This is a genomic window from Amycolatopsis circi (assembly GCF_003385235.1).
Lineage (GTDB): Bacteria > Actinomycetota > Actinomycetes > Mycobacteriales > Pseudonocardiaceae > Amycolatopsis > Amycolatopsis circi.
Window position 1 is genome coordinate 1 of record NZ_PQIA01000261.1, and the last position, 4,531, is coordinate 4,531.

The following is a 4,531-nucleotide window of genomic DNA, read 5'->3' on the forward strand; positions in this document are numbered from 1 at the left end:
ACGACAGTCCGGCGCCGACGGCGAATACGGCAAGCGTGTCCGGCCCGGCGGAAGCATCCGCAGGCATCCGGCCGCAAGCGCCGCCGTCCGCTGGACGTCTGCTCCGGCCTGGCGCGCCGAAGGACCCGTCGCCGGACGGATCCGCGACACAACCCGTCGCGGCGCAGGAACCCTTGTCCAGTGCTTCCCGGCCTTCGGCAGCGCATCCGGAAAGCGCCGCGCCCCAGCCTGTTTCGCGGCAAGCAACGCCGTCCAGTCAGGACGGTCAGGCGGATGCGGTGCTGGTTCCGACGCAGCCGTTCACTGTCCAGTCGCTCCCCGCCGACGACGACCCCGGGAAAGCCGGAACTCTGACTGGCGACTTGTCGCAGACGGCTCCGGAACCTCCCGAGGAGCCGCGACCGGCTGCTGACCGAAAAGGAATGCCCGGCAGCACCTCCTCCGACCAAGAAAGGAGTCGTGGCAGGCGGCTGAGCGAGACGGCTCGGCACCTGGCCGCTTCGGCCGCGCGGACGGTCCAGCACCGCCGCGGACAGTTCACCCGCATCTTCCGGAAGGGGAATTCCCGATGACTGCCCACGTACGCCGCCAGGTATGCGCTCTCTGCGCCGCAGCCGTGCTCCCGCTGTTCGCAGCCGGGCCCGCCGACGCCGCCGTGCCGGCACCCGCCTCCGCGCAACCGGTGCAGACTCAGAACAACGGCGACAACGGCAATAACGGCAATAACAACAACGACGGCAACGACAACGGCAACAACGGATTGTGGGGCCTGCTCGGGTTGCTCGGGCTTCTCGGTCTCGCGGGACTGGCGCGCCGCGGGCCCAAACCCGGTGCGATGGCGGGCTATCCGGCCGCTCCGGAGCAGCAGGCTCCGCCGGCGAACACGTATCCGCCCGCCGGTCCGCGGCGCAATCCGCCTGGTGCGTGAGGTCGAGCAGGGGATCGAAACGTCGAATCGGCCTTGACGAGGAGGACGATCGTGGACGAAGTGCTGGACCAGGCGCTGCGCGCGGCGGTGCGGAAACGCCTCGACTACTTCGACGCTCTCGTGCATCAGGCTGACGACCCGTCGAAATCCAGCCTGGCCGATACGGTGATTCCCCAGCTGACTGGTGCGTGGCGGGATCTGCTGGCCGCGCACGAACCCGACGAGCGCGGTCTCTGCCGCACCTGCTCCGCGCGGCGGTTGTTCGGCCGGGCGCGATGCACGGTCTGGCAGGCCGCGCACCTCCGGCTGATCGCCGACGAACGGCCTGTCGTCAGACGCCGTCGGTTCCGGTGCCGTCCCGCCGCGTTCTGACCACCGGCACCGGCATTGTGTCCACGGATCCGGCCTGAACGAGAAGACTTGCGGCACAAGGAAAAAGACGAACGCGCCCGCTCGACGGTTGTTCCCGTCGTGCGGGCGCGTTCGTGAGCATTAGAACGAACACAGCATCCACCGGGCCCGCGAGCCGGCCCGGTGGATGCTGTCACGCCCGCCGCGCCGCCGCTGCGGCTGGCGTGCCGCGGTCACGACACGCCAGCCAGCGGAGCTTCCGCGACCGGGAAATGGTTGTCCCGCTCGAAAGCGTGCCGCCCCGGTCTGGTCGCCGGGGCGGCGGAAGTAGGTTACGGTGTCGAACACGCCGGGTGGGACCGGCGTTTTGCCTCAGCCAGGCCACCGGTCCCACCCGTGCCGACGTCGCTCGGCGTCGGACGCACACGGGGCGCGGAGCAGGAGTGTGCAGCTCTCTCCGCGCTCCGGGTGCGCCTCAGGACGCTGACGCGAACCGTCGGACTCCGTGCCTCGGCCGGCTTTCCGCACACACAGCGGGCGGCCTCGGCAGGAGACTCAGCCGCCCTGGTTGCTGCCGCCGTCGACGACGGCGCCCGAGGCGCAGTTGTACGGGGACTGCCCGGACGCGTGGTTCTCGCCCGGCGACAGGATCGGCACGCCGATGCCGTTCAGCGAGTTGCGGACCGGGACCTGGACCCCGAGGACGTTCACGTCGTTGCCGCACAGGCCGAGGGTGCCGTTGACGTTGTGCGCCACGTCGGTGTTGTTCAGGTTCACCAGGCCGACCTGGTCGGGGCCGCCGTGGCGGTGCCCGTGGTGGTGGCCGTCCGTCGTGTCGGCGGCCGCGATGCCGCCGAACAGGACCGCACCGGCCGCCATCGCGGCGGACACAAGACCGATCTTCTTCAGCATTCAGAACTCCTCTGGGAATTTCGGCGACCGGCTTCGCCGATCGCGCACCTTGCCGATTGCGGCCGCGGCAATGAAGGTGTGTACTCCGTGGCCGGATGAGCAAAACGTACTGACAACCAGAGGCTATTTCCACTTCACGCCACCATCGTGTCGGCGACCGATCATCTGACCGATGTCCATGATCTCTTTCGGGTTTCCCCGGACAGTTGTTGTATTGGCGACAACAGCGCTCGCCTCTCCTCGCGGGGAACGCGGAGTCGGGAAAGGACCGGATTCCAGGGGTGAAACTCGAATATTCCACGCGCACGAAAAGCCCTGCGCCACGACTCGCGGCGCAGGGCTTTCCGGAAAGCGGTGCGGCTACCCGGGCCAGGCCTCGGCTTCCGCCGCCAGAGCGGTGGCGACGTCCAGTTCGCTCGAGCGCACCTGCGAGGCCAGCGACCCCGACCGCGGCTGCAGCAGCAGCCAGCCGGCGACGTCCTGGTCGGTGTAGCGGGGCGCTTCGTCGTCCCCGATGCCAAGGGCCGCAAAGTATTGCCGCGCGGCCCAGGTTTCCGGGACCCACGCCCGCTCCCAGCGCAGCACGATCCGCGCGAGGTCGTTGCGCGGATCGGCCGGGTGGATGAGCCGGTCGCCGGTGATGGCCACCAGGCGCGGAGTGTAGGTGGCGCCCGGGGCGCCGATCATCAGATGACTGTCCATTCCTCTCCCGAGTCCGCGGGCGGACAGCGAGTTCGTCCGCCCGCGCGAAAAAAGCTGGGCATTGGCGGGGAAGGGCGGCCGAGGGCGAGCGCACCTCGCGGGCACGTCCTTCGACGGCTCCTGGCTGAACCGCTGCTGATAGTACGGATGCTCCGGAGGCGGCCGGATCCGGCCCGCCGCAAGGGAAACCGCCGAGAGAGCAGGTTCGGGTCCCGAAGCGGCCCCGGCCTCCGGGGCTCCGTTCGGCGTCGCTCCCGCTGGCTGCGAAAAACGCAGAGAAGGACTTCTTCGGCTACCGGATCCGGCGAAATGCGCTCGCAACTCGACGCGATGATGAACCACGATCTCCTCGGTATCGAGAACGCCCCGGCGGGGAATTTCGCGAGGCACGTTCCGCGCTGTCCGGATTCGGCCGTTCGAGCACGGCCGGCGTCGCCTCCCCAGTGCCGGGAGCGAACCGGTTCGGGGTCGGTTCGCTCCCAGCAGCAGCGACAATACCGAACGATTCGGGGGAAAGCGCTCGGTTTCCGGAAGAGCATTCCGAAGAGTGTCTTTTTTCGCGTCGGGAAATGGTGCTGGTTACCCCCTCCGCGGAGGACGAAACTTCACGATCGAAGGTTGTCGATGTCCTGTTTTGTCCGATCGATAACTACGGTGCGTGAGAACGTCCGGCGGTGCTTCGCTCTTCTGGCGGCGGAGGGTTCCGGGCGAGCGTGCGGGACCTGGGGGTTTCCGGTATTTCCCGCGTCCCGTCCGGTGCTGGAAATGCCGCGGGCAGCCTCCGCGAAGCGTTGCTTCGGCGGAATCCCCGGCCAGGCCCCGAAACACGGACACGGCGGAGGGCTGGCGCGTTCGCACCAGCCCTCCGCCGTGATTCCCGGTTATGCCCGGCAGATCAGTCGTCGTCAGGGTCGCGGACGTCCGCGGACGACTCGGTCGAGTGGCTGTAGGCGCCCTCCGCGCCGGCCGCGGCCTCCCAGGCCCGGTATCCCGCTGCTCCGGGGACCGCGAGCGAGGCGACTCCGGCCGAGATGGCGCCCTCCGGGCCCGCGGCGAGTGCCGAAGCGCTGTACCAGGCGTGGTGGCGTCCCGCGTGGCTGTTCACCTCGGTCGAGGTCGCCCCGTCCGGGCCGGCTGAAGTGGCTTGGTCGTGGTACGAGGACGAACCCGGGCCGTTCCAGTTGTGGCGGACCGGGGAGTCTTCCTCGTCGCGGCCAGTCGCGACCGGGGCCGCTTCGCGGATCTTGTGCACCGGTGCGGCGGCTGCCTTCCGCACGGCCGCTTTCTTGGCCCGCGACAACGGGGCGGCCTTCACCGGGGTGACGGCTTTGGCGGCCTTCAGGGCCGACGCGGAAGCCGGTGCCGCGGCGTGGACGTCAGGCGAAGCCGAAACGCGGGCCGCGCGGTGGCCTCGCACAGTGTCCTGCGCCGGCCAGGGCGACTGCTCGTCGTCACCGCTCGCCTGCTGCGACCCGTGCAGCACGGCGGCGCCGCCGATTCCCGCGAGGCTGCCGTCGTGCTCGCTCCACAGGTTGCCGCACTCGTCGACCCCGGACTCGCGGTGGAGCACGCCCGCGCCGCCGACGCCCGCGAACACGGCCGACTCTTCCTCGCTGCTGGACTGGTTGGGCCACCAGC

Annotated in this window: 5 protein-coding genes; 2 read left to right on the forward strand and 3 right to left on the reverse strand. The window is 69.6% G+C overall.

The features are described 5' to 3' along the window. Positions 1–568 precede the first annotated feature (568 nt). Together D0D37_RS45880 and D0D37_RS45885 are read left to right on the forward strand one after the other, a co-directional pair. Positions 569–928 (forward strand): WGxxGxxG family protein, encoded by a 360-nt coding sequence (locus D0D37_RS45880; RefSeq protein ID WP_116206832.1) that lies wholly within the window; start codon positions 569–571, stop codon positions 926–928. Between the two features lie 51 nt (positions 929–979). After that, positions 980–1,300 (forward strand): hypothetical protein, encoded by a 321-nt coding sequence (locus D0D37_RS45885; protein ID WP_116206833.1) that lies wholly within the window; start codon positions 980–982, stop codon positions 1,298–1,300. 534 nt (positions 1,301–1,834) lie between these two features. Here the strand turns inward: D0D37_RS45885 and D0D37_RS45890 are convergent. The 3 genes from D0D37_RS45890 to D0D37_RS45900 all read right to left on the reverse strand — a co-directional run. Next, on the reverse strand, positions 1,835–2,191 hold the full coding sequence (locus D0D37_RS45890; RefSeq protein ID WP_116206834.1) for a hypothetical protein: 357 nt from the start codon (positions 2,189–2,191) through the stop codon (positions 1,835–1,837). 360 nt (positions 2,192–2,551) lie between these two features. After that, positions 2,552–2,878 carry a hypothetical protein gene (locus D0D37_RS45895; RefSeq protein ID WP_244223918.1) on the reverse strand — a complete coding sequence of 109 codons (327 nt, stop codon included), beginning with the start codon at positions 2,876–2,878 and terminating at the stop codon, positions 2,552–2,554. A 910-nt stretch (positions 2,879–3,788) separates the two neighbouring features. Next, a partial coding sequence (locus D0D37_RS45900; RefSeq protein ID WP_162834813.1) for a hypothetical protein occupies positions 3,789–4,531 on the reverse strand: 743 nt, incomplete at its 5' end.

Coding starts and splice junctions, on each gene's coding strand:
- D0D37_RS45880 (WP_116206832.1), top strand. CDS start 569: ATGACTGCCCACGTACGCCGCCAGGTATGCGCTCTCTGCGCCGCAGCC.
- D0D37_RS45890 (WP_116206834.1), bottom strand. CDS start 2,191: ATGCTGAAGAAGATCGGTCTTGTGTCCGCCGCGATGGCGGCCGGTGCG.
- D0D37_RS45895 (WP_244223918.1), bottom strand. CDS start 2,878: ATGATCGGCGCCCCGGGCGCCACCTACACTCCGCGCCTGGTGGCCATC.